General features: G+C 37.3%; 19 protein-coding genes, 1 other RNA gene and 1 pseudogene. 12 read left to right on the top strand and 9 right to left on the bottom strand.

All coding sequences use genetic code 11. The annotated features are described in order from the left end of the window. Nucleotides 1-515: 515 nt before the first annotated feature. The 6 genes and pseudogenes from LB467_RS10825 to LB467_RS19190 all read left to right on the top strand — a co-directional run. Nucleotides 516-830, top strand: a complete 315-nt coding sequence (locus tag LB467_RS10825; RefSeq protein WP_224474052.1) for a cupin domain-containing protein — start codon at nucleotides 516-518, stop codon at nucleotides 828-830. Between the two features lie 43 nt (nucleotides 831-873). Then, complete coding sequence (locus tag LB467_RS10820; RefSeq protein WP_224474051.1) at nucleotides 874-1,170, top strand: nitrilase-related carbon-nitrogen hydrolase; 297 nt, start codon at nucleotides 874-876, stop codon at nucleotides 1,168-1,170. A 146-nt stretch (nucleotides 1,171-1,316) separates the two neighbouring features. Next, nucleotides 1,317-2,180, top strand: a complete 864-nt coding sequence (locus LB467_RS10815) for a helix-turn-helix domain-containing protein (RefSeq protein WP_224474050.1) — start codon at nucleotides 1,317-1,319, stop codon at nucleotides 2,178-2,180. Between the two features lie 81 nt (nucleotides 2,181-2,261). After that, a complete protein-coding gene (locus tag LB467_RS10810; protein WP_224474049.1) occupies nucleotides 2,262-3,017 on the top strand; it encodes an SDR family NAD(P)-dependent oxidoreductase in 756 nt (251 codons plus the stop codon). Nucleotides 3,018-3,177: 160 nt separating this feature from the next. Beyond that, nucleotides 3,178-3,996, top strand: coding sequence for a DUF6503 family protein (locus LB467_RS10805; RefSeq protein ID WP_224474048.1), 819 nt, complete (start codon nucleotides 3,178-3,180; stop codon nucleotides 3,994-3,996). Between the two features lie 581 nt (nucleotides 3,997-4,577). Continuing rightward, nucleotides 4,578-5,069: pseudogene (locus tag LB467_RS19190) on the top strand (phosphotriesterase family protein); the annotation flags it as partial. 123 nt (nucleotides 5,070-5,192) lie between these two features. Here the strand turns inward: LB467_RS19190 and ssrA are convergent. After that, nucleotides 5,193-5,593, bottom strand: a transfer-messenger RNA (tmRNA) gene (ssrA, locus tag LB467_RS10795). Between the two features lie 166 nt (nucleotides 5,594-5,759). Here ssrA and LB467_RS10790 point away from each other — a divergent pair. Continuing rightward, nucleotides 5,760-7,010 carry an NAD(P)-dependent oxidoreductase gene (locus LB467_RS10790; protein ID WP_224474077.1) on the top strand — a complete coding sequence of 417 codons (1,251 nt, stop codon included), beginning with the start codon at nucleotides 5,760-5,762 and terminating at the stop codon, nucleotides 7,008-7,010. Here the strand turns inward: LB467_RS10790 and LB467_RS10785 are convergent. From LB467_RS10785 to LB467_RS10770, 4 genes are all read right to left on the bottom strand, one after another. Next, on the bottom strand, nucleotides 6,987-7,751 hold the full coding sequence (locus tag LB467_RS10785) for an oxygenase MpaB family protein (protein ID WP_224474047.1): 765 nt from the start codon (nucleotides 7,749-7,751) through the stop codon (nucleotides 6,987-6,989). The two genes, LB467_RS10790 and LB467_RS10785, sit on opposite strands and share 24 nt — an antisense overlap. Nucleotides 7,752-7,784: 33 nt before the next feature. Beyond that, nucleotides 7,785-8,069 carry a hypothetical protein gene (locus LB467_RS10780; protein ID WP_224474046.1) on the bottom strand — a complete coding sequence of 95 codons (285 nt, stop codon included), beginning with the start codon at nucleotides 8,067-8,069 and terminating at the stop codon, nucleotides 7,785-7,787. A gap of 73 nt (nucleotides 8,070-8,142) precedes the next feature. Further along, nucleotides 8,143-8,451, bottom strand: coding sequence for a winged helix-turn-helix domain-containing protein (locus LB467_RS10775; protein ID WP_224474045.1), 309 nt, complete (start codon nucleotides 8,449-8,451; stop codon nucleotides 8,143-8,145). Continuing rightward, a complete protein-coding gene (locus LB467_RS10770; protein WP_224474044.1) occupies nucleotides 8,451-9,080 on the bottom strand; it encodes a hypothetical protein in 630 nt (209 codons plus the stop codon). The genes LB467_RS10775 and LB467_RS10770 overlap by 1 nt, the downstream gene beginning before the upstream one ends. A 121-nt stretch (nucleotides 9,081-9,201) precedes the next feature. Here LB467_RS10770 and LB467_RS10765 point away from each other — a divergent pair, with 121 nt between their 5' ends. Next, the gene (locus LB467_RS10765; RefSeq protein ID WP_224474043.1) at nucleotides 9,202-10,041 is read left to right on the top strand and encodes an endonuclease/exonuclease/phosphatase family protein; all 840 of its coding nucleotides are present in this window, start codon (nucleotides 9,202-9,204) and stop codon (nucleotides 10,039-10,041) included. Nucleotides 10,042-10,278: 237 nt separating this feature from the next. Continuing rightward, nucleotides 10,279-11,586 (top strand): hypothetical protein, encoded by a 1,308-nt coding sequence (locus LB467_RS10760; protein WP_224474042.1) that lies wholly within the window; start codon nucleotides 10,279-10,281, stop codon nucleotides 11,584-11,586. Nucleotides 11,587-11,869: 283 nt separating this feature from the next. Here LB467_RS10760 and LB467_RS10755 read toward each other — a convergent pair whose 3' ends face one another. From LB467_RS10755 to kdsA, 4 genes are all read right to left on the bottom strand, one after another. Then, nucleotides 11,870-12,727 (bottom strand): universal stress protein, encoded by an 858-nt coding sequence (locus LB467_RS10755; protein ID WP_224474041.1) that lies wholly within the window; start codon nucleotides 12,725-12,727, stop codon nucleotides 11,870-11,872. Nucleotides 12,728-12,738: 11 nt separating this feature from the next. After that, entirely contained in the window at nucleotides 12,739-14,364 is a 1,626-nt protein-coding gene (locus LB467_RS10750) for a BCCT family transporter (protein ID WP_224474040.1), read from the bottom strand. Nucleotides 14,365-14,387: 23 nt separating this feature from the next. After that, nucleotides 14,388-15,530 (bottom strand): hypothetical protein, encoded by a 1,143-nt coding sequence (locus tag LB467_RS10745; RefSeq protein ID WP_224474039.1) that lies wholly within the window; start codon nucleotides 15,528-15,530, stop codon nucleotides 14,388-14,390. A 331-nt stretch (nucleotides 15,531-15,861) separates the two neighbouring features. Next, nucleotides 15,862-16,680 (bottom strand): 3-deoxy-8-phosphooctulonate synthase, encoded by an 819-nt coding sequence (gene kdsA, locus LB467_RS10740; protein ID WP_224474038.1) that lies wholly within the window; start codon nucleotides 16,678-16,680, stop codon nucleotides 15,862-15,864. A 146-nt stretch (nucleotides 16,681-16,826) separates the two neighbouring features. Between kdsA and LB467_RS10735 the strand changes: the two genes are divergently transcribed. From LB467_RS10735 to typA, 3 genes are all read left to right on the top strand, one after another. After that, on the top strand, nucleotides 16,827-17,312 hold the full coding sequence (locus LB467_RS10735; protein WP_224474037.1) for a DinB family protein: 486 nt from the start codon (nucleotides 16,827-16,829) through the stop codon (nucleotides 17,310-17,312). Between the two features lie 39 nt (nucleotides 17,313-17,351). Further along, the gene (locus LB467_RS10730; protein WP_224474036.1) at nucleotides 17,352-17,549 is read left to right on the top strand and encodes a hypothetical protein; all 198 of its coding nucleotides are present in this window, start codon (nucleotides 17,352-17,354) and stop codon (nucleotides 17,547-17,549) included. 143 nt (nucleotides 17,550-17,692) lie between these two features. Then, entirely contained in the window at nucleotides 17,693-19,492 is a 1,800-nt protein-coding gene (typA, locus tag LB467_RS10725; RefSeq protein ID WP_224474035.1) for a translational GTPase TypA, read from the top strand. Nucleotides 19,493-19,569: the final 77 nt, after the last annotated feature.

The following is a 19,569-nucleotide window of genomic DNA, read 5'->3' as shown; positions in this document are numbered from 1 at the left end:
AAAAAAACATAGAACAGATAAGGATTTTAGAGAGTTTGGTACTTCTATTAAACTTCCTACTCGGCCGACGAGAAAGTGCTTCGAAAGCCCTAGGTTTTTTAGCTGCGAAAGCTTGACAAAATAAGACAAAAACCTATTCAGTAGAAAATTTATGGATAGAATAAAACTACGGACAATAATAACATGTGTAAAACATGGCTGCGACTAAGTGTATATATAAAATGAAACCAGCATGCTGCTGGACCCAAAAATTGGCAACACACAACTTGTCCCGGATTTATTCCGGGAGGAATATGATTATAAGCCTGTGCCTAATTCCAAAATTGGGATAAAATTATAAATAGATGGAAATGAAAATGAAAGAGAGGGGTGAAAACAGTAAAGGAAACAGTGAATTGATGTTACAAGATAAGTTTCCCAGGTGCAACTTCGATAAAAGAAGATGGTCTTTGATTTTCTAAAGGAAATAGATAAAAAAGATTTTTTTATCTTTGAAAACAACATAAAAATGCGGTATGTCTTATATAGATTTTAAGGAAAGTTCAAGTCTTAACTGGGAAAAAGTTACAGAGGGTGTGGAGAAAAAAATTTTAAGAGCCGAGCCGGGAGAAAAAAGAGTGCTGTTACGTATTGCTGCTGGAAAATCGTATCCTAAACACGCTCACGATGTTCCCGATGAGGTTTTTGTTCTGGAAGGAATTTATGTAGATCCGGATGTGGAGAAAGGAAAGGAATTTGGACCTGGTTCTTATCTTTATTATTCTGCGGGTACTGAACATAATGCTACCAGTCCTAATGGCTGTACCATAATGGTTTGGAACAATTCTTAGAGCCTTAATAACCTTCATTTTATCTTAATTCAATATGCTATAGATGAAAAGTGCCGCCCTTAAAGTCTCATTAGCTCAAATCTTACCTGTATGGTTGTGTAAAAAACAAACTATAGAAAAAATAAAAGACCATGTAAATCAGGCGGGTAATATAGGATGTAATCTTATTGTTTTTGGTGAAGGTTTGTTGCCCGGTTATCCATTTTGGCTGGCTTTGGCAAATGGAGCAGAATTTAATTTGAAAATTCACAAAGAAATTCATGCGCATTACATCCGCAATTCAATAGGTTTGGAAGCTGGGGAGTTAGTGGTGCAGGGCGCTATTCCCGATTTGATGTAACTAAGTTGATGGTAAACCGGAAGCGACAATCTATTATAGAGATTAAAGATGGTGAAAAATGAGTCCTTTGATATTTGCGCGTAATATACTGTATATTCTATGACAATTTCCGGCCATTAAATCTAAAAGAATAACGAAATACGATTTTGGAAGAGATTAGGCGCTACGACCTTCACAGGAATAATCCATCAGAACTTCATTTTGAAATAAATGAAACTGAAGGCTATCTCAATAGAAATAAAGGAAAAGCTACCAAGCCTCACAGGCATAGTTTTTATCAGCTCATTTGGTTTAAAAATCCGGGGAAGCATTATGTAGACTATGAGGTAATAGAACATTCAGCCAATACATTCTTTTTTCTAAATATAGATCAAATCCATTATTTCTGTCCCGAATCTTCAAACAGCGGTTACCTGGTCCATTTTAATGATTTTTTTATTGAGCGGTTACATCCGGAGCTTATGGAGAAATTTTCTATTTCTATTTTCAATGAATTAGGGAAAAATCATATTACGCTTTCTGATTCTGAAGTAAAAAAACTCGCTTTGCTTATTATTAATATAGAAGAAGAACTTACCAAAAGAGATCATTCCTACCATGACCAGGTTCTCTATTATCTTTTGATAATTTTATTTGAGATTGAAAGACAAAAAAAAAGACAGGGGATGTTAAGCTTTGAAGCTGAAAAAGATTACTTATTGGCAATTTCCTTCAACCATCTGATCAAAAAGAAGATCGATTCCTTTCTGGGTATAGAAGAGTTTGCCTCTGAACTAAATACCAACAGTAAAAAATTGACTTCAATTTCTAAAAAATTTCTTTTAGATACCCCGGGAAATGTTATTAAAAAAAGAAAAATATTAGAAGCAAAAAGGATGTTGGCAAATCAAAGAATTTCAATTAAAGAGATAGCTTATTCGATAGGTTTTGACCAGCCAACCTATTTTACAAAGTATTTCAAAAAAGCCACAGGCTTTACTCCTAAGGAATTTCAAAATTCAATTCTTTAAATTACCATTACTTTCCGCTGTTTTACCACATAACTCATTCCAATTTTCGGAACTTACATCTAAATTAAAAAACATAAAAAAATGGCAAATCAAGCATTGATTATAGGTGGTACTACCGGAATGGGAAAAGCTACCGCAGAATTATTACTAAAGGATGGGATAGAAGTTATTATTATTGGCAGACCCAATAAAAACCTGGATAAAACCAAAGAAGAGCTATCATCTTTAGGAGAAGTAAAAACCATCGCTTTAGACCTTTCGAATTTAGCTTCTGTTCAGGATTTTTCGGGCTCTTTAAAAGATACTGCTCCTAATTTAAAATACCTCCTCAACGCTGCGGGTTATTTTAGTCCTAAGCCATTTTTAGAACATACAGAAGAAGATTATGATATTTACCATGACTTCAACAAAGCTTTCTTTTTTATAACGCAGGCTGCATCAAAAATAATGAAAGAGAACGGGGGAGGTTCCATAGTAAATATTGGATCAATGTGGGCAAAACAGGCAATTAAAGCCACTCCTTCCTCTGCATATTCAATGGCAAAAGCGGGATTGCATTCTTTTACACAACATCTAGCCATGGAGCTTGCAGAATATAAAATTAGGGTTAATGCTGTTTCTCCGGCTGTAGTTGTTACTCCTATTTACAGTTCTTTTATTGAAGAAGATAAAATTGAAGAAACTTTACAGGGCTTTAATGATTTTCACCCAATAGGAAGAGTTGGAAGGCCAAACGATATAGCTAAAACCATTCAGTTCTTACTACTCGATAATAGTTCCTGGGTAACCGGGGCTGTATGGGACATCGATGGCGGCGTTATGGCCGGAAGGAACTAGAGCTGTATTACTGTCTTTTTTACCCGGATTATGAAAGAGATTTTCTAATCAAAAGTCCGGGATTCTATGCCTGGGATTAAAGGAAATAAAATAAAATGGGAGGGGGACTTCCCATTTTTTATGTTTGATAATCGCCTGGAGACTTGTAGCTTTATAAAAAATGAAATCTTCAGGAGAATTAAATACATTGACTATGCAATTCATTCATTCAAATTTATCTGGTGCCGGGGCATGGAAGAATAACCTGTCCATTTTTTGTTTATGTTGGATGATGGCTTTATTGCTGTTGGGCGCCTGCCAGTCTAAAACCGATTCTGATTCTGAGCTTCTGAAAAAAGCGTTGGCTTACCATGATCCGGAGGGAAACTGGACAACGCTTAAAACACGCTTATATTTAAGCAGTGTTGATAAAACCGGCCAGGAGAAAAACTTTGAAATAGAGCTTGACAACTCCACAGGATATTTTGCCCACATCAGTCGTCAGGATGGTAAAGAAATAGTGAAAGGCTATGCAGATGGCAAAGAGTTTTACCTGTTAGACGGCAAGCAGGAAATAAGTGAAGAAGATCGTAAGAAGTACGAACTTACTTCTGAATCGCTGAAGTGGGTTCACAGTTTTTATCCGTACCTCTATGGGCTACCGATGAAACTAACCGATGAGGGTGTCAAAGTTAGGGAAGCTGGCAAGGTCGAGGAAATAGAAGGAAATAAATACAAGACATTAGAAGTAAACTTTGATCCATCTGTAGGCTCTGATAACTGGTTTTTCTATTTTGATTCAGAATCTAATGCAATGAAAGCATATCGCTTTAATCACGGAGAGCCGACGAGCGGGGAATATATTTTGCTGGAAGAGGAGGAAATTGTAGAAGGCATTAGAATGCCGAAAGTGCGAAAGTGGTATTGGAACAAAAACAATGAGTACATCGTCACCGACACTTTAATTAAATCTGAACCGTTGACCTCTTATAGGATTTAAATTGCCTTACGTAATTCTGTTCCGGAACTGAACTTCATTCTTTTCCAGCTTGCATGGACTCCAGCAGACAGACTGCTGCATCGCATGCAGCCTGATAATCTTAATCTATGGTTAAATCTCCTCCTTTATGTTTTCGCTAACAACTGGATGGTAGAAACTTTCAACAGTGCAAAGGCCGTAATTCAATTTACAGATATAGAAGCAGGTGTGGTCACCGGAAAAAACTCCTTAAACGGGTTACAGCTATTCAAATTTCTTACCACGAAGCCGAAGCGGGAAGTATTTATGCCATCACCAGGTGAAGGATGGAGCCGCGAAAATTACAGTAAACCCAGATCAATTCGATGAAGTTTCGTCAGATATGTAGATGAAAAATTTAAGTACAGCAGGGAAAAGGCTAGGATTATATCAAAACTGATAATTCAGAAGCTTGGTAGTCCTTTTTTATATTCTTTATTCATTATTTGAAATAAACTATGCCTCTTCAAAATACACGGTCAGGTGTTTACTCCATTGAATGAAGAAACAGTTAGTATTTAAAATTATACATCGTACATAAACCTCCTTGAAAAAATTGCTAAAAAACAGCAGTTAGAATTATTACAAATACCGGTCTTTATGGGGCTCGAAATAATGAATTTATTCCTCAATTTGCTCATGAAATGACAGCAGAAGATCTTGCTGAAATGTGGATTAATGAATACGAGAATGGCATTGATAAAACTTCTATTAAACCTGGATTTATTAAAATTTCTGTTGATAATTCTGATTCCCTAAGTACAATACACCAAAAATTAGTAAAAGCTGCCGCCCTTACTCATTTGGAAACAGGTTTAACTATAGCATCAGATGGGAACTCGAAGAGTTTATGGCCGCAATTGAAAATTCTTAAAGAAAATGGAGTTTCACCAAAGCCTAACGCAGAGCAGTTGAATGATATCAAAACAATGGTTGAAGATGGAGATATCAAGCCAATAGCAGATCTCATTTATTCTTTTGAAGATGGGATCGACGCCTATGAATACTTAGCTACCGGAAGAGCACAGGGGAAAGTAATCATAAGTTCATCCTAAATATTCCAAGGATTGGATAGAAATAGGTCACCGAATTGGTCTCGATTTATTTGAAATCTCTAAAATCAAAAAACCCCGTAAATCCTGGGATTTCGGGGTTTTTGATGCCATTTGATTGGCAAAAAGTGGAGTCGGAGGGGTTCGAACCCTCGTCCAAACAAGCAATTAAATTGCCTTCTACACGCTTAGTCTTCGTTTGGTTGTCGATGCAAAGCCGGCCGAAAACCACCAACTTTACACGTATCCTCACTTAGATTTTAGAACTACATCAAGGCCCTGCAGTTCCTAGAGTTACTTTATCGGTGCCTCAGGTGCGGGCGCCGTAAATCAAGGCTCCCGCGAGACATCTTGGCTCCCTACCTTGTAGGGACTAAGCAAATCCTACTGTGATTCGGATTATGCAGCCAAGGCGTAGTTATCTTCGCCGTTTAAAAAAGTGTGAAATATGAGATTTACGAGCTATATCCCAGCGCTCGACGTGCTTACAACTCAATTAGACTCGCTGTCAAAACCAAGTCGACCCCATAAATAAAGAACATTGTCATTCCCACAGCCTGTGCTGAATTCATTTCAGTAAAGGCGGAAATCCAGTCATTTCAGTTATTCTTAACTGATCTGAGCCTGCAAAGATACAATTTTAAATTCATATCTTTGAAAGACACTATCAAAGGAACAAAACCCATACCAGACATGATAAAATTTGCATTGATTAAAGAAGAAAAGACACCACCAGATAGACGCGTGGTTTTTTCTCCCAGTAAACTCAAGGAACTCGTAGAAAAGTTCCCCAAAGCAGATTTTAAAGTACAAAGTTCTGATATTCGAATCTTTACAGATCAGGAATATCTGGATGCCGGTTTTGAGGTTACAGAAGATATTTCAGATTGTGAGGTGATGTTGGGCGTTAAAGAAGTGCCTTTGCCTGCATTGATTCCGAATAAAAAATATTTTTTCTTTTCCCATACTATTAAAAAACAGCCGTATAACCGAGATTTACTAAGGGAGATTCTTAATAATAATATTGAGTTATACGATCACGAAGTTATTGTAAAAGAAAATGGAGCCAGGCTTATAGGATTTGGCCGTTACGCCGGGCTGGTAGGTGCTTATAACGGGTTTCGGGGAATAGGATTAAAAGAAGATTTATTTAATTTGCCTAAAGTAGAAAGCCTGCCAGATCTTGATGCCATGTTGGCAGAACTTGATAAAATTGAACTTCCTTCTATAAAAATAGTCTTGACGGGCAGCGGTAAAGTTGCAAAAGGTGCAAAGGAGGTTTTAGATCATATGGGAATTAAAAAACTGAATGTTACAGATTATCTTAAAACTGAAGATAAAGGACCGGTTTATTGTAATATAGATGTTTTAGAATATAACAAGAGAAAAGACGGCTCAAAGGGAAGTCAGGTGGAATTTTTTAAAGAACCCGGAAAATACGATTCCAATTTCAAGCGTTTTGCCGAAAACAGTGATCTATTTATTTCAGGACATTTTTATGGTGATGGTGCACCGGTATTTTTTACCGCTGAAGATGTTAAATCAAAAGATTTCCGTATAAAATATATCGCCGATATTTCCTGTGATATTAACGGTCCAATTGCCAGCACCATCCGTCCTTCAACCATCGCCGAGCCTTTTTATGGCTATAATCCTGAAACTGAATCTGAAGTAGATTTTCGGGAAAAAGACAGTATTTTAATAATGGCCGTAGATAATTTGCCTTGTGAATTGCCAAAAGATGCGAGCGAAGGTTTTGGTGAAATGTTTATGGAGCATGTGATTCGGGCCTTTTTTAATAATGATAAAGACGGCGTGTTAGATCGCGCCAGGATGACCCGGAATGGAAGATTAACCCCAAAATTCAGCTATTTACAGGATTATGTAGATGGTAAGCAATCAGAGCCAATTCCGCAAAATTCAGGGGCTGGTTCTGTCCAGTGATCTGATTTCTGCTTTGTATTCAGATGGTAAAATCAGCGATTTTAGAAATCCGTCTATTTTAATACTTCTGCTAATTTTATAGGCAGGGATAATAGGGCTTAATAAGGAAAATCTTCGCAGGTTTAAATAATCACGAACCTTGCGTGGGGTTATCAGTTTTTGTGTTTCCAGTAAAAGGTGGTAACGCAATGGTCCCAGATGTTTGCGGTATTGCTTGTAAAGGTCCCTTGTATATTCCCCGTACTGGAGGTTTTGCTCCAGATGCTCTTGCCTCATCTTTTCGAATTCCTTAAAATTTTGGGGCAGGTTTTTTAAATTCATTCTTTTGCCAACCCGCCAGAAGACATTAAAGACTTCCTCCTTTTCAGAAGGATTCAGTTTACGTTCCAGGATTTCGAAGGACATAATGGAATAACCTATAAGCATAAAAAGTACATCCCGGTAAGCCCAGTCTGGAATACTTTTTCCGCGTTTATTTTCCACTGAAGTGTGTATGGAACTTATATGATCTATTGCTTTTAGTGCAGACTGCTTTTCAGAAAAAACAATCTCCCGGGCATAACTAACTGTTGAAAAAAGTCTTCCCAGGGGATCCTTGGGTAGGCGACCAGTATAATAAAGCCAGTCTACGGCCTTATTGAGCGCAAATTCTGCTGAGGCACCGGCGAAAATAAAAAGAATGGTATCTCCTTTTCCCCAGATCTCACGCACGATCGATTTTTTGTCTACAAAGTAATCCATTCAGTTTAAATTTAATTTTCTGTAGCAGGATATCTAGCTCCCGGCGAAAGGAGTTCTGAAGATGCCAACAGCCAGTTCTGCCCAGATCACAAAAAATACTGCAAGAATGATTCCGCTGATAATAAGTCGGTTTTTGAAGCTTGAAACCTTCCTCAAAACGAAATCAATTCCCAGTCCGGTAACCAGGAGTAGGATTCCCATAATTATAAAGTCTGAAGCAGTCCATACCACTTCTGTGCTAAACTGCATGGCGATAAAGGGAATTAATAAAAGTGCACCTACGGTAAGTACGATAATTAAAAATCTTTTAGTTTTCATAATGATTGATTTAATTGATTAATAGTGGTTTTAAGTACTTTGAAATTCAAAGTGAAATGATAAAAAAATAGAATTATAGTTTTTGATTCTTTTGATTTAGCAAGTTTTCAATCGCGTCTATATGCTTTTTAAAATCTTTCCGGCCCGAACTGGTTGCACTGTAACGCGTATTGGGTTTTCGGTCTATAAAAGATTTTTCAACTGTTACATAACCTTCCTTTTCTAAAGCCTTGATATGGCTAGCAATATTGCCATCTGTAACCCCCAGTAGTTCTTTAAGACTGTTGAAGTCGGCAAAATCATTTACCATCAGTACACTCATAATTCCCAGGCGTACCCTGTGATCAAAGGCTTTATTTATATTACTTATTATATTCTTCATTAAGCATTTTTTCTGTCATACTTATTGTACATCCAGATACCGTAAACAATATGAAAAAGGCCAAAACCGACCGCCCAGAAATATAATCCATAGCTTAAAAACTGGGTAGCGATGAGGCCCAGGATCAAGTTTGAATATCCCAGACTTCTAAGATCGCTAAAGGTATACTTACTGGCGTGAATAAGGGCCAGCCCGTAAAAAATAAGCATACAGGGCGCTATAAGTCCAACGAGGCCATATTGTAATAAAACAAGACAGAAAATTCCGCCCGCGGTTAGAGGCGCAAAGAAGTTAATAAGCAATCGTTTACTGGTACTATCCCAAATTTTCTCTTCGCTATTTTTTGCTTTTCGGGTTGTGAGGAATACTGCTGTTCCAATCGCCAGAACAAGAACGGCGATGGCCACAAACAATAACTGCATAATTAATTCCCTGTTCATCGAGTCTGCAATTAGCATATCTACATCTGAATCCTGCTCCGATAATAAATCTTTTGCGATTACAGCTCCTATAATAGCATAAAAACCAGCAAAAACACCGGCGAGTCCACTTAAGGAGATAAAACGCGAGGACCGATTCATCATTTGTTTGATGTCGCTGAGGTCTTTAATATACTTTTCGTTCTCCATTATAAAGTACTTTGAAATACAAAGTAAAATAAAAAACTTCAATTATCATATAATATTATCAAAATATTAATTAGTCTAGTTAGTTTATTATTTATTCCGAACTTTATAAAAAATCAGAATTATGCGAACTCAAATTTTATTTATTCTCTCCTTTTTCATCTTTTCAGGATCCATCCTTTATAGCCAGGAGGTAAAAGTGATGAGCTACAACATCAAATTCGCTAACGAGACTGATGGTGCTAATTCCTGGTCTAAAAGAAAAGACCATATAACCAATCAGATAAAATTCTATGAACCTGAAATTTTTGGAGTTCAGGAAGCTTTGTTGAGCCAGTTAAAGCATTTCAAAGCCGAAGTGGATAATTATAAGTATGTTGGAGTAGGGCGGGACGATGGGAAAGAAGCAGGGGAGTTTAGTGCGATTTTCTATAATTCTGAAGAATTTGAAGTTCTGGAAGAAAATACTTTCTGGCTTTCAGAAACGCCTGAAAAAATTTCCGTAGGATGGGACGCCGCGATGGAAAGGGTTTGCACTTATGCAAAATTCAAAGAGAAAAATTCAGGAAAAACATTCTGGGTTTTTAATACGCATTTTGACCACGTAGGAGTAAAAGCAAGAGAAAACAGTGCAAAACTTATTTGGGAAAAAATTTCAGAATTAAATAATGAAAACCTACCGGTAATATTAATGGGCGATCTTAACCTTGAACCGGAAACCAGTGCAATTCAATTTTTAGCTAAGAAAATGAATGATTCTAAAACTATAGCCAAACTCGATTTTGGCCCCGAAGGTACTTTCAACGGCTATAATTTTAAAGAGTCGGTTACCCGCCGAATTGACTATATTTTTACCAGTAAAGGCGATATTGAGGTTAAAAAATATGCGATTTTAAGTGATTCAAAAGATCTCAGGTATCCTTCGGATCATTTACCCGTTTTCATTAACATAGAGTTTAAATAGGCAGAATCCGGCATTAAGCAGGGTCCTGTTTATGGTGCTTTCTATATGAGCGGTGAATTTGTGAGATTTTCAGGGGCTCTCACAGATTCAAGTTATTTTTATTTTGTTTTTTGAGGAATTAAAAAATCTTAGGCATCTTAAAACGTTAATCGATAATCCACATTTTTAAATTTCTGCAGAGAATTCTGATATCGCTTTCAATTTTAAAAGTTATTTTTGTTTCCCAAAAAAATCACAATGTTTAGTAAGAATAGGATGAACGGATTGGGGATTAATTTTCCCCGGTTCTTCCTGATAAATATCGCTTTTCTTTTTTTGTACGTTTTTCCTCCTGTTTATGGGCAGGAGAAAACCAAAAATGATAGTATCCCTGCGGTGCCAGAACAAGAAATGGAAGTGGTTTCTGTTTTTTTGGATTGCGACAGGTGCGATAATTCATTTATACGTCAGGAAATAAATTATATCAATTTTGCACGTGATCCAAAATTGGCCCAAATACATCTTTTTATAACAAGTAACACCACCGGCAGCGGTGGAAGACTATTTACATTATCTTTTATAGGTAAAAAAGAATTTGAAGGAACCGATAATACACTTTCTTATACTTCTACTCAATTAAACACACGGCAGGAAGAAAGAAGTGGGCTTACTACTATGATAGAGCTCGGATTGATCCCTTACGTAGCTCAAACCTCCCTTGCTAACTATATTAATATAGAGGTTTCAAATCGCCCTGAGCAGGAGGAAGAGGTAGAAGATCCCTGGAATAACTGGATATTTGAAGTTTACGGAGGATTATCATTTGAAGAAGAAACCAGTCAAAGTTCTCTCGATATTAGATACGGTCTTTTTGCCGATTATGTGACAGAAACCTGGCGTATTAGGCTCCGTCCATATTTTAATTATAATCAACGGGATTATATTAGAAATGAGGAACAGATTAGGAGTGTTATAAACAGGGATGGATTCCAGGGTAGAGTGGTGAGAAGCATTAGTGATCACTGGTCTCTTGGAGCATTTGCAAATATCAATATTAATACTTTTGAAAATATTAAATTTGGATATAGGGTAGCTCCGGCTATAGAGTATAGTTTACTCCCCTATAAACTGGCTCTGCGAAAGGAATATACTATTGCCTATAGTTTGGGCTACGTGGATCGTAAGTATTTTGAAGAAACCGTTTTTGATAAAACAGAAGAATCTTTATATAATCAGTCTCTCAAAATTGGAGTTCGAGTACTGGAACCGTGGGGATCTGTAAGAGCAGGTATTGAAGGCTCTCACTTTTTGCACGATTTAAGCAAATATAGAATTTCTGTCGATGGCCGGGTTTCATTGAGGGTTTTTAAAGGATTTTCGGTAGATTTCACTTCCAGCTATGATTATGTGCAAGATCAATTATCCCTGCCTAAAGGAGATGCTTCTCTGGAAGATGTATTACTGCAGCAAAGACAATTGGCTACAACTTATGGTATCTCTTTATCCGTGGGTCTTAGTTACAGTTTTGGATCTGTTTATAATAATGTTGTAAATACGAGGCTGTAACTTTAGATTAACCAATGCTTGTTGCAATTAGTTATTAAAATACATCAGATTATCTGCAGGTTTTAGAGGAGTTGGAATAGATAGAAAGATGTACTAGGTAGTTTTTGAAAAACCTCATCCTGAACCTGCCCGTCTGTTCAGGCGGGATTTATTCGGAGATCTAGCACAATAATTATTAGTGTCATATTAGAGTCCCGAAGCAATTTCGGGGCTGAAGTCTAAAACAATCTCAAAGTTTCGGGATAGCTTGACCATAATAATCTCTCGATTAGAATCACCAAACCTATTTAGAAACCCATAAAGGTAATTCAGGGTTTTCCCCAAATAGTTCTTCGGTCACACTTCCTACTAAAAGGTTGGAAATATTATTAGCACCTTTATCGGCCACGATTAAAACATCTACATCATTTTTATTCGCAAAATCCAGTAAATTACTTGCCACACTGGAATCTCTTCCCGGAATAATTCTGGAGGTTATTTCACCTTTAAAATCTAATTTGCTCATAAACTTTTCGCTTTTCTGCTTTGCATGTTTTTCAATTGTTGGGACCATATCTTTTATAGAAACATAGGGTGAAAACTGCACCGGTACCGAATAAACATGAGCTGCTGTTACGGGTGCCGAGGTAGCTTTTTGAAGCATTTGCGCTATATTGAATATTTTTCGGGATTCACGAGAAAAATCGGTGCCGGCCCAAATATTTTTAATTTCCGGGGGGAAATCCCTCGGGATAGATAAAATATCACATTTAAGCAGCCTAAGCAACTTATTGCTGATAACCCCGGTGCCTTTTTTATTATTCTTGTTTCCAACTATCACCAGATCTATATAATATTTATTAACGATATAACCTATCAGGGATTCGGTATAAGGATCTTCAGAAATAAGTACCTCCCAATCGGCTTTACTGCTAAAATGGGTTTCCACTTTTTCGTTCAGTTCATCTCCAATAAGTTCATCCAGGTTAATATCTTTTAACTGTTCTTCAAAAAGCGAAGAAATTTCATACTTCTTGATATTATGCACAAAATACATCTTATCAACCTTTAATTTATCGGCCAGGAAAGAGGCGTATTTTATAAGGGAATTGTCTATTTCTGAAAGGTCCAGGGCAACGAGAATATTAGTGAATTTTTCCATAATACCTGTTTTTAGTTTTGTTCTTTATTTTTTCCGAGATTTCTTTTTTTAACGATATCATTTACGATCTCCTCATAATTCTCTATTTCTTTTTGTTCTTTTTTATCCTTAATTTCAACAAGATCTTCCTTTAATCCTTTATACAGCGAGTAACACATAATTAGCAGGATAACCGCAAATGGTAGACCAGTTACAATAGTAGCTGTTTGTAAGGCCTGTAAACCTCCACCAATTAGGAGTACTGCCGCTACTGTACCCTCGGTTACCGCCCAAAATACACGTTGTCCCTTTGGAGCATCTATTTTTCCTCCGGAGGTTAAACTATCAATAACCAATGAACCTGAATCTGATGAAGTAACAAAGAAACCGGCAATTAGAATTACTGCCACAACATTTATTACCATGGAAAGCGGATAATCTTCAAAGAAAACGAAGAGGGCAGTGGCAATATCATCATTAACCGCATTTATTATACTCATATCTCCACCCAGAGCCTCCTGAACTGAAACACTGCCAAAGGCTGAAAGCCAGAAGAAGGTAACCAAAGAGGGTACTAATAAAACACCCAGTACAAACTCTCTAATAGTTCTACCCTTAGAAATTCGTGCAATAAACATTCCTACAAACGGCGACCAGCCAATCCACCATCCCCAGTAAAATACAGTCCAGTCGTTTTGCCAGGAACCACCGGTAAAAGTTTCGCTCCAGGTAGAAATTTCAATGAAATTGTATAAATAGCTTCCGGTGTTTTCAACAAAAGATCTAAAAATAAATACAGTAGGCCCCAGTATTAGTGCTAATCCCAGCAAAACCAGGGCAACCCTCATATTCCATTCGCTTAGAAACTTAACTCCTTTATCTACACCTAATACTACCGAAATTGTAGCAATAAGAGTAATTCCAGCAATCAAAAGGACCTGGGTGGTAATACCGCTGGGTACATTGAAAACGTGATCCAGACCTGAAGCTATTTGCTGCACTCCAAATCCAAGAGACGTTGCCAGCCCAAATAAAGTAGCTAAAACCGCGAAAATATCTATGGCATCTCCAATCTTTCCGTAGATTTTATCTCCTAAAAATGGATAAAAAATAGATCTGATGGTAAGGGGTAAGCCCCGGGTATAGGTGAAATAGGCAAGTGCCAGCCCAACTAAAGCGTAAACGCCCCAGGCGTGAAAACCCCAGTGTAAAAAAGTGAAATTCATAGCTTCCTGAGCTGCTGCTGCAGTTCCAGGTTCGGCGGTGGGCGGAGTGGTGAAATGCATTACAGGCTCTCCCACGCTAAAGAACAATAATCCGATTCCCATCCCGGCACTAAACAGCATTGCAAACCAGGAAAGTGTTTTAAATTCGGTTTTTGCTTTATGTCCGCCTATTCTAAGTTTGCCAAAGGGTCCCAGTGCGAGATAGATGAGAAATATTAAAAAAATATTTACACACAGAATAAAAAACCAGTCGGCATTATTGGCAACGGCGTTCTGAATATCTGAAAATGCTGATTCTGCCTGTTTCTCGAAAATAAGGGTCAAGGCGATACTCACAATGATAATAAAAGAGGAAATGAAGAAAACGGGTCCGTTTACTTCCAATCCAAATATTGATTTTTTCTCATCGCTTCTGGTAACTTTCTTTGTCATACAATTGGTTTTCAGAAATTAAATTAAAAATAGTAGCCTATATTGATGTTAAATCTTGCTTCCCATTTAGCATTGGGATTACCGGCTGCAAAATCATCTACAAAATTACCTCCCAACCAGGAATGATTGTACCCCGCAGCGTAATCTATATAAGTATATACCTGCCCCGCGGTAACCAATACTCCTGTAACGTTCATATAAGAGTCTGTAAAACTGCTTTTATGTTTTTGCATATAACCAAAATCGTTGTAGAATTCCAGGTTGGAAATAGGCCCCAGGTTTACTGGAACATTTCTGGAGATTGCGAGGGAATATAAATTAAAGTCGGCAGCAACCTGGTAGGGAGCACCATAAGCTCCAAAACTTAGGGCATCCCTGCTTTCTCCTTCAGCATTTATAGGATTGTGGGAAGCCGTTAAAGCCTGCGCTTTTAAATTCCAGCGGTTTTGAGTGATTTCGTAATGTGCGGCTAAACCGTAATGATTTCCGGTTTCCTGGGTGTCTAAATTATAAAGTCCGCCGTATTGTGCTGAAACCCCTAATCTATTTGCTGCTTTATTTCCAAATTTATAAACGAATTTTCCGTTAAATTGGTTCACTTCTTTGTTTCTGCCAACTACATCATAGGAATATCGGCTGGTGGAAGATTCGGTGTCACTTCCAAATCGTAATTCTTCAGAGTTTTTAAAGAATGCAAAGTGATATTCATATTTTACACCAGCGTGAATATATTTTACACCCATATCATGATCGTCTTCCAACCCCATATAATAAGTTAAGTTGAAGAACCAATTATGGGAGTTATATTGCTGAATGCCAAAAGGGACTTGCGTTAACCCAATCTGAATTTCGTCTATCTCGTTAAATTTATATCCCATCCATCCCTGTTTCATCACACCACCTCCAAAAGCATCAGAATAAAGACGATATTCAGCATTTAAGTAAACGCCTTTGTATTTCGCGTTAAAGTTTACTCTAAAGATATCGTAACCAAAATCACCACCACGGCTTTTTTGGCCATCCTTCCAGGAAGATAAGTTATAATTATAACGCAGCGCTCCGCCAACAGAAACTTCAGGTTCTTCCTGGGCTGTTAATGGAGCTATTATAAAAATACAGAAAATAGCCAAAAGTAGATTATAGGAAAAGGCACCCCGGTTCCTCATTAAGATTATTTTGATTGTTTAAATTTCAAATTAACTTAATTTATAATGAAAACTGGTTACTGGCTTAATGATTAACTTATATTTAATTATTAAATTCCTAACTAAGAGAGTTATAAGCTATATTTATCTACAAGTAGATATCAAAAATATTGCAGTTTTTATTGAAGTTTTCCCACTATTGATATTATACTGGTTCCAACTTTGTATCTGTTATTCGAGTGGAAAATTTGTTGGAAATCACCTGCTTTTCTTTAGAAAGAGAAAGCTTAGTTGCGAAAATTACTTTGAAAATTTATCAAACTAATTCTACTGTTTAAACCTATGGAAATCTCTATAATTTACTTACTGTCTTTCTTATCGCGACTAAATTGCTTAGTAATTTTTCTAAATGTTTTAAGTCTAACATATTAGCGCCATCACTTTTCGCATTTGCAGGATCAAAATGGGTTTCAATAAATAAACCGTCTACTTTATTTACCACGCCTGCACGTGCAATGGTTTCAATCATTTCCGGTCTTCCCCCGGTAACACCGCTGCTTTGGTTAGGCTGTTGCAATGAATGCGTGACATCTAAAACAGTAGGAGCAAATTCACGCATTGTGGGAATTCCTCTAAAATCTACGATCATATCCTGGTAGCCAAACATTGTCCCTCGATCGGTAACCATTACCTGTTCGTTATTACAGTCTGTTACCTTTGTCACGGCGTGTTTCATGCTTTCGGGACTCATAAATTGTCCCTTTTTTAGGTTGACCACTTTTCCGGTTTCTGCAGCTGCTACTACCAAATCTGTTTGCCTAACCAAAAAAGCAGGGATTTGCAGAATATCTACGTATTCAGCAGCCATTTTCGCGTCGCTTACTTCGTGAACATCGGTTATGGTTGGAATTTCAAAAGTTTCTGAAACTTTACGTAGGATTTTTAAGGCTTTTTCATCGCCAATTCCGGTAAAACTATCAATTCGGCTGCGGTTTGCCTTTTTAAAAGAACCTTTAAAAACATAAGGAATCTCCAGTTTATTGGTGATTTCCACCACTTTTTCGGCTATTCTAAGCGCCATTTCTTCGCCTTCAATAGCACAAGGGCCGGCAAGTAAAAAGAAGTTGTTGGAATCTGTGTGTTTTAGTTGAGGTATTTGGTCAAGTTTCATAAATAAGGAATTGAGATGACAAAGATAAAAGAATTAAGCGGTAGGAGCAATTCAAAAATTAGGTGTTTTCCCGAGTTTGATTTTTGTAAGATGACCCGAAATTCAAGAAGTTATTGTTGTAATTTTCCTTGTTAATTTTTAAAACAATGGAACTACAAAATCTTTTAATATCTGAACTTCAGCACGAAGTAGTAATCACTGAAAAATTTTTAAAGCGAATCCCACCGGATAAAATGGATTGGCGGCCACATAAAAAATCTATGAGCATACGGCAATTGGCAAATCATCTGGCTGAAATCCCGAGCTGGATTACCGCTACCATGGAAATGGATGAAATGGACATGGCCGGATATAAATCTCCGGATTTTGATACTGTTGAGGAAATGATTGAAGTATTACAAAATAATACTTCTGAAGCAGAAGCAGCTTTAAGAAAACCGGAAAAGGAATTTGAAAAAAACTGGAAAATGATCCAGGACGGAAAGGTTTTAATGGATATGCCTAAATACTCTGTGCTTAGAATGATGGTGCTTAACCAGTTGCCGCATCACAGGGCACAACTAGGGGTATGTTTTAGATTGCTGGATATTCCGGTGCCTGCTACCTATGGTCCCTCGGCCGACGAGAATTGAAATTGTTTTTAATTTCATAGCTTTGCAAAAATTTCAACTATGGGAGGATTAAAAGAACAATTTAGCAATTATTATACACCTAAGCGTTTGCTTATTAATGCGGTAATAATGACTGCAGCCACCATTTTCTTTATTTACCAAAGACCGGAAGAACCATTATTAAGCATTGGTTTTGGAACAATTGCCGCTATTTATTTTGGTTTTTTCGTTTACAAAAAGCTAAAACCCGCCTCCTAATTTCTCTGATTCTTTTGTTTTAGATTAACTTATTGATTTACAGTTTGTTTGTCCCTGGATATTTTATTTTGAATAAGTAGCATTAGATACTTGTTTCTTTAAAATAAGACGTACATTTGCAGCCTTAAAAATGAGGCGCTTATATGACAGCTATTAAAAACATCGCGATTATCGCGCACGTAGACCACGGTAAAACTACCCTGGTAGACAAAATTATGTATCACTGCCGTTTGTTCAGGGATAACCAGAACACCGGAGATCTTATCCTGGATAACAACGACCAGGAACGTGAACGTGGTATTACAATTACTTCAAAAAACGTATCGGTAGTCTATAAAGACACCAAGATCAATATTATTGATACTCCTGGCCACGCCGACTTTGGTGGAGAGGTAGAACGAGTATTGAATATGGCCGATGGGGTGCTATTACTGGTAGATGCCTTTGAAGGCCCAATGCCACAAACCCGTTTTGTATTGCAAAAAGCTATAGATCTTGGTTTAAAACCTTGCGTTGTAGTAAACAAGGTAGATAAACCAAACTGTACTCCAGATGAAGTACACGAAAAGGTTTTTGACCTTATGTTTGAATTGGGCGCCGAAGAATGGCAGCTTGATTTTCCAACTGTTTATGGTTCTGCTCTAAACAACTGGATGAGCGACGATCCTAACGAAAAAACAGAAAATATTGAACCGCTTCTTGATATGGTTTTGGAACACATTCCATCTCCTAAAGTACAGGAAGGTTCTCCGCAAATGCTTATTACTTCTTTAGATTTCTCTTCTTTTACCGGAAGAATTGCTATTGGGAGGGTTCAACGCGGGCATTTAAAAGAAGGAATGCAGGTTTCTTTAGTGAAGCGTGATGGTAGTATTAAAAAGACAAGAATTAAAGAACTTTTTATTTTTGAAGGTTTAGGCCGTAAAAAAGTAGAAGAAGTTCAGCTAGGTGATATTTGTGCTATTGTTGGTCTTGAAGGTTTTGAAATTGGTGATACCGTAGCCGATATTGAAAATCCTGAAGGTCTTAAAACCATCGCTATAGATGAGCCTACAATGAGTATGCTTTTCACAATTAACGATTCTCCTTTCTTTGGAAAAGATGGAAAGTTTGTGACTTCAAGGCATATTAAAGAAAGACTTACCAAAGAATTAGAGAAAAACCTTGCTCTTAGGGTAAAGGAAACCGATAGTGCCGATAAATTTTTGGTTTATGGCCGTGGAGTAATGCACCTTTCTGTTCTTATCGAAACGATGAGGAGAGAAGGTTATGAGCTTCAGATTGGTCAGCCACAGGTGATTATCAAGGAAATTGATGGTGAAAAATGTGAGCCGGTAGAAGAACTAACTATAGATTTACCTGAAGAAGTTTCAGGAAAAGCTGTAGAAATGGTAACGATGCGAAAGGGAGAAATGCTAAGCATGGAAACCCGTGGCGAGCGAATGATTATTCAGTTTTTGATTCCTTCAAGAGGAATTATAGGTTTGCGTAATCAATTGCTTACTGCTACGGCAGGTGAAGCTATTATGGCGCACCGTTTCAAGGAATATCAGCCATTAAAAGGGGGAATTCCACAAAGACAAAACGGTTCGTTGATCTCTATGGAACGCGGAAAAGCAATTCCTTATTCTATAGATAAACTTCAGGATAGAGGGAAGTTTTTCGTAGATCCGGGAGAAGAAATTTATGAGGGTCAGGTAATTGGTGAAAATTCACGTCAGGATGATATGGCGGTAAATATAACCAAGACCAAAAAACTTTCTAACGTACGTTCTTCGGGTGCAGATGATAAAGCTAAGATTGTACCTGCACTTAAATTTTCTTTGGAAGAAGCTCTGGAATACATTCAGAAAGATGAATATGTTGAGGTTACTCCAAGTCACCTAAGGTTGCGTAAAATCTACCTGACAGAAAACGAGAGAAAGAGAAATAAAATAGTTTAATCACTCAACTTTAAAGAGTTTGTTTGGATTGTCCTTTTCCGTCAACCTGAACTTGTTTCAGGTTCTAACATTTTAGA

The organism is Salegentibacter tibetensis (assembly GCF_020164485.1).
Taxonomy (GTDB): Bacteria; Bacteroidota; Bacteroidia; order Flavobacteriales; family Flavobacteriaceae; genus Salegentibacter; species Salegentibacter tibetensis.
This window is presented reverse-complemented; position numbering and strand designations above follow the sequence as displayed.

Bases quoted from the DNA above. Each gene is read 5' to 3' on its own strand.
- LB467_RS10770 (WP_224474044.1), bottom strand. From the start codon at position 9,080: ATGGAGAACGAAAAGTATATTAAAGACCTCAGCGACATCAAACAAATG.
- LB467_RS10790 (WP_224474077.1), top strand. From the start codon at position 5,760: ATGATAAAATTTGCATTGATTAAAGAAGAAAAGACACCACCAGATAGA.
- LB467_RS10730 (WP_224474036.1), top strand. From the start codon at position 17,352: ATGGGAGGATTAAAAGAACAATTTAGCAATTATTATACACCTAAGCGT.
- LB467_RS10735 (WP_224474037.1), top strand. From the start codon at position 16,827: ATGGAACTACAAAATCTTTTAATATCTGAACTTCAGCACGAAGTAGTA.
- LB467_RS10755 (WP_224474041.1), bottom strand. From the start codon at position 12,727: ATGGAAAAATTCACTAATATTCTCGTTGCCCTGGACCTTTCAGAAATA.
- typA (WP_224474035.1), top strand. From the start codon at position 17,693: ATGACAGCTATTAAAAACATCGCGATTATCGCGCACGTAGACCACGGT.
- LB467_RS10810 (WP_224474049.1), top strand. From the start codon at position 2,262: ATGGCAAATCAAGCATTGATTATAGGTGGTACTACCGGAATGGGAAAA.
- LB467_RS10775 (WP_224474045.1), bottom strand. From the start codon at position 8,451: ATGAAGAATATAATAAGTAATATAAATAAAGCCTTTGATCACAGGGTA.
- LB467_RS10780 (WP_224474046.1), bottom strand. From the start codon at position 8,069: ATGAAAACTAAAAGATTTTTAATTATCGTACTTACCGTAGGTGCACTT.
- LB467_RS10745 (WP_224474039.1), bottom strand. From the start codon at position 15,530: ATGAGGAACCGGGGTGCCTTTTCCTATAATCTACTTTTGGCTATTTTC.
- LB467_RS10765 (WP_224474043.1), top strand. From the start codon at position 9,202: ATGCGAACTCAAATTTTATTTATTCTCTCCTTTTTCATCTTTTCAGGA.
- LB467_RS10750 (WP_224474040.1), bottom strand. From the start codon at position 14,364: ATGACAAAGAAAGTTACCAGAAGCGATGAGAAAAAATCAATATTTGGA.
- LB467_RS10760 (WP_224474042.1), top strand. From the start codon at position 10,279: ATGTTTAGTAAGAATAGGATGAACGGATTGGGGATTAATTTTCCCCGG.
- kdsA (WP_224474038.1), bottom strand. From the start codon at position 16,680: ATGAAACTTGACCAAATACCTCAACTAAAACACACAGATTCCAACAAC.
- LB467_RS10825 (WP_224474052.1), top strand. From the start codon at position 516: ATGTCTTATATAGATTTTAAGGAAAGTTCAAGTCTTAACTGGGAAAAA.
- LB467_RS10820 (WP_224474051.1), top strand. From the start codon at position 874: ATGAAAAGTGCCGCCCTTAAAGTCTCATTAGCTCAAATCTTACCTGTA.
- LB467_RS10805 (WP_224474048.1), top strand. From the start codon at position 3,178: ATGAAATCTTCAGGAGAATTAAATACATTGACTATGCAATTCATTCAT.
- LB467_RS10785 (WP_224474047.1), bottom strand. From the start codon at position 7,751: ATGGATTACTTTGTAGACAAAAAATCGATCGTGCGTGAGATCTGGGGA.